The following is a 4,552-nucleotide window of genomic DNA, read 5'->3' as shown; positions in this document are numbered from 1 at the left end:
ACTCCTTAATGTTTTTCGGTGTTGATTACATTATATAGGATTGACTATGCATATGGAAGACCCCTTAGTGGGGTCTTCCTCTTTTTGGAATTTAATGCCCGATGCCCATGAAAATTATACACTAACACAGGATGGGATCTTCTTTTGGATTCTATTGGATTTTTGTATCTAAATCCCTACGTTAATTTTACGCTAACTTTTAAAAAAAGATGATACAATGTAAAATAAAGCAATTATCTAAATTCACCAATATGCATCAATACAACAATCATCATACTTTAATGATATTATCTATGCTTTTCTTTTAAATAATGAAGACCCTATTCCATATAATATAATACTGATTAATATGATTTTAACGCTAATAGACAAAACAACCTCTTTATCTAATGCCATGTAATTTGGTATATAATAATTCAACCTACCTAAAATATTTCCTTCTGTAAAATAAACACTGACAAGCAATGAGATAATTACAAAGATTGTCCATCCAGTATCTTTTGTTATATTTAAAGCTAAAAAAGATATGGAATTGTATAATAAGGCTTGCATTAATATTATTTGTAATACCATTTTATATTCAATATATCCAATAACTTTCATTGAAAGTATCAATATTATAAAGGACAACAAAATATACACTACAAAACATATTAAGTTTTTAAACAATCCCAACCTGTTTTTAGAAATATTATAAGTATAATATAACTCACCACATTCTTCACACACATATTCAGATAAGCTGAAAATAGACCACCAGCCTCCAAATAATGGGATAATATTCTGAAATACAGAAAATGATAGTTCTATATTATATTCATTGTTTCTAACTAAAAAAGAGTAAAGCAGCACCATAATAAGTACTATAAAAGGTACAAAGAAAACCTCTCCCATAAGTTTAATCTCATATCTTAATTTACTCATTAAGCTCACCAATAGTATAAAAGTATAAATCCTCTAATTCAGGCTGCATAAATATTGTATCTTTAGGTAAATCATCTCCAACAACCTTCAATTCTACATAGTCTTTTGTACTTGAAAGGACAGAGCATAAATACTTACTTTCATAGGAAGCTAATTCCTGTGGTCTTATTTTTATAGTTCCAACTTTCCCTACCATACTATCTATCAACTTACCAGTATCCCCTTTTAGTATTATGGATCCTTGATTAAAAAAAGCAATGGAATCACAGAGTATTTCTATATCCTCCACTATATGAGATGAAATAATAATATCCACATCAGTTGCTAACTTTTGTAATAAATTCCTAAATCTAACCCTTTCCTTCGGATCTAGTCCAGCAGTTGGCTCATCTACTATTAATAGATCTGGATCACCAATTAGTGCTTGGGCGATTCCAACTCTTCGTAACATCCCACCTGATAGGTTTTTAATCTTTTTATTTTTCTCTTTTTCAAGATGAACATCTACTAGAATTTTTTCTATAATTTCATTTTGATTTCCCTTGGCATTTTTCAAGATAAATACATATTCCAATGCTTCTTTCACTGTTAAATTATGAAAAAGCGAAAAGTTTTGGGGTAGATAGCCAATATTTAACCCTTTGGTATTATTTAAATCTTCTCCTTTATAATAAATGTCACCTTCATATTCTAAAAGCCCTACTATACAGCGCATTAAAGTAGTTTTACCTGCCCCATTCGGGCCCAAAAATCCAAATATACCACTCTCTATATCTACAGATAACTCGTCTAGCACCTTTTTCTTACCATAATACTTAGTAAGTTTTGATATTTGGATAACAACCATCTATCTCACCTTCCTTTTATTAGTTCTTTTAATTCTTTTACTAGATTCCACTTTTCATCTAATGTCATATCTTTAATATCATCATCAACGAACATATCCCCATCTATTATGTTATATTTCTCCATATACCATGATAAAAACACATCTAAATATCTTTTATTATCCTCATTTTGTAACATAAGGAGTTCAGGGTTTGATAAAACTAAACAAGCCAAAGATTCCTCCAGAATATATTGTTCTAGGTAGGTATATTTGTTAGTTGTTAGACTAGTATATAGTATTTTTCCTGTTTTCATAGTTTGCGTTTCACGCCCGCAAAGGAGCCCAGTTTTGATCGGAACAAAGCAAGCTATCTCTATTGGCTGAAACTCTAATTCCAATATGTTAGATAATATCTCTAGTTGCTCATTAAAGCTTTCCGTCAAATCTATGGCTTCTTCTAGTTTCACATCATCTGTATAAATTATCCTTAGTGAATCATTTGTAAATTCATTAACATACCCTCCTATGAGCATTAATCCTTCGTTACTAGTACCTATAAAACTATCTTCATCCACACTGTCAAGATTAGAATATATCTTTCTTTTACTTAGTACTTCAATTTCATAATCAATATCTGAATTATGTACTAAGGGAATTACATTTAAATGTTCATTTATGATTGCCATCACATTATTGTCCCCAGGGTATGGAAGGAATGCATAGTAGTTGGGTAATAGAGTTGCTTTTTCTCCAGCAAAAAAATACTGTGAACTCATTCCTTTATAGTCTATTGACAATTGAATAGTAGAATTCTCATCATATTCCCTATCTAATTTAATAGTGAATACATCCCTCTCTTGTTCCCACTCACATTCTTCTTCATCAAGAAGTATATTATCAATTTTAAATCCGTGGTACAAAGTCATGACAATTTCATCTGTTGGTTCCATAATGTCTAAAATAATATCTCCCGAAAACGAAAAATGATTCCTTAAATCAATTTTCCCCTTAACTTTTTTAATCTTATAACTATCTATTGTATTGTATTCTATTGTATTGTATTCTATTGTATTGTATTCTTTGGTATTTGTTGTATAGTATAAATAATCTTGTACATCTTTTCCGTAGTTATCAGTAGTTCCAGATTTATATACGAATGTTGGTTTTAAGTATATTATTGTATTAATCCCGATTAATAATGTTACAATAATCAATGCCTTAGAAGCACTTTTCTTGAATTTTGCTGTTTCATATTTTTTAAATTTAACTGCTATAAAATATAATGCCAAAATTACAAACAATATCACTACATGATGCATATATCTTTTGCTTTCTATTTCAAAACCATAAAGGTAGTTCATCCCTACATATGGATTATATTGACCTAAATTTATCCATACAAAAAAAGATTTCAACCAAATAGGATCTATATTTAACAGTGCACATATTTGCTCAAAAATTCCTACTCCTAAAGGTCCAATACTTGCCCCCACTATTAGTAAGACAAAGTAAGCTAATTTACTAGTTATAATTGCTGATGTTAGCATACCTAGAGTTGCAGAAATCATGGAACTTAATAAGAAATATAATAATATGTATTGTATACTCTCTACTATAAGCCATGATGGTGATTGATATATCTTGCCTAAAATGATAACTTCCAATATTAGAACCAAATTTATCATAATACAATAAATCCATAAGGCAATTATTTTTCCAATACTCTCTGCGAATGAATTATCCATTTTCTTTATTATCTGATCATATCCATGGTTTTTGTCTCTGATTCCTACTTGATAACCCATGAATAAAAATCCAAAAATTAATGTTTGTACCACATATGCAGATAAAGTAATTTCAGCAAGACCCCTTTGAGTTGAGAAAAAAAGAAAAAACATACTTATAGGCAAAATAATATAGAAGATTTTTTGGCGTAATATTTGTAATAGTTCATATTTGACTGTACTTTTTATTTTTTTCACTTTAACACCTGCTTTCTTTCAAACCATAGGACTCACCCATATAAAAATATAAGCGAGTCCTATGCTTTTGCCCAATTTTTATGCCAAATAATTATGATCAGTCGTATAATGTGCCCTTACCATTACATCCTTTTGAAAGTGCTCCATATGGGTTAAGCTTTACATAGTTGTTAGAACCTTCATCATAATTGCTCAATGTCCAAATAATAGATCGACTTTCTCCTTTATCCAATAGCATTTGTTTTTGTCTTAAATCAACTGCATAATTTCTTTGTTCATAGCATTGAACGTATAACTTATTCGATGAAGTACTGTAATTACTCCCATAAAGCTCTAGTTTGTTTTGACAATTCCATATAGCATTACTAGTTGCAGAACTTTGTGAGGCTGTTATATGTGCTGTTACACTTTGCCCATTTGCTGCAAATACTGAAGCAGTTGAGAGTAACATAATAACCATTACACATAAAACAGCATTGATAGTTTGATTAGTCTTTTTCATAGAATGCGTCCTCCTTCCCTTATTATTTTTTATATAAAGTGCGCACAATATATCTAACTTCTTTATTTAATTGTTATACTCTCAAATTATTAATCTATATGTATATTTATGTCTGTTCATTTGTGCTTGTCTAATTATTTATATAATAACACAGTATTCAAAAATATGCAACTTTTTCAAGTAATGGCTGTGTGTGTCAAGTTTTTATTGGCACCTTTTTCTTCCAGAAAGTCAATCGCTATAATAATTAAGAAAAATATCTTAAATTTTACCATTTAGCAAAGTTGTCAAGCCTAAAATGCACTTCGCTACGCT

Annotated in this window: 4 protein-coding genes; all 4 read right to left on the bottom strand. The window is 29.7% G+C overall.

Annotation, left to right across the window (positions count from 1 at the left end; genetic code table 11):
* Window positions 1–291: 291 nt before the first annotated feature.
* The gene (locus EJN67_RS13765; RefSeq protein ID WP_129725003.1) at window positions 292–924 is read right to left on the bottom strand and encodes a hypothetical protein; all 633 of its coding nucleotides are present in this window, start codon (window positions 922–924) and stop codon (window positions 292–294) included.
* Entirely contained in the window at window positions 917–1,771 is an 855-nt protein-coding gene (locus tag EJN67_RS13760; protein WP_129725002.1) for an ATP-binding cassette domain-containing protein, read from the bottom strand. The genes EJN67_RS13765 and EJN67_RS13760 overlap by 8 nt, the downstream gene beginning before the upstream one ends.
* Window positions 1,772–1,776: 5 nt before the next feature.
* Window positions 1,777–3,735, bottom strand: coding sequence for an ABC transporter permease (locus EJN67_RS13755; RefSeq protein WP_129725001.1), 1,959 nt, complete (start codon window positions 3,733–3,735; stop codon window positions 1,777–1,779).
* 97 nt (window positions 3,736–3,832) lie between these two features.
* Entirely contained in the window at window positions 3,833–4,237 is a 405-nt protein-coding gene (locus tag EJN67_RS13750) for a hypothetical protein (RefSeq protein ID WP_129725000.1), read from the bottom strand.
* Window positions 4,238–4,552 lie beyond the last annotated feature (315 nt).

It is taken from the genome of Xylanivirga thermophila (assembly GCF_004138105.1).
GTDB classification, from domain to species: Bacteria; Bacillota; Clostridia; order Caldicoprobacterales; family Xylanivirgaceae; genus Xylanivirga; species Xylanivirga thermophila.
This window is presented reverse-complemented; position numbering and strand designations above follow the sequence as displayed.

Bases quoted from the DNA above. Each gene is read 5' to 3' on its own strand.
- EJN67_RS13765 (WP_129725003.1), bottom strand. From the start codon at position 924: ATGAGTAAATTAAGATATGAGATTAAACTTATGGGAGAGGTTTTCTTT.
- EJN67_RS13760 (WP_129725002.1), bottom strand. From the start codon at position 1,771: ATGGTTGTTATCCAAATATCAAAACTTACTAAGTATTATGGTAAGAAA.
- EJN67_RS13750 (WP_129725000.1), bottom strand. From the start codon at position 4,237: ATGAAAAAGACTAATCAAACTATCAATGCTGTTTTATGTGTAATGGTT.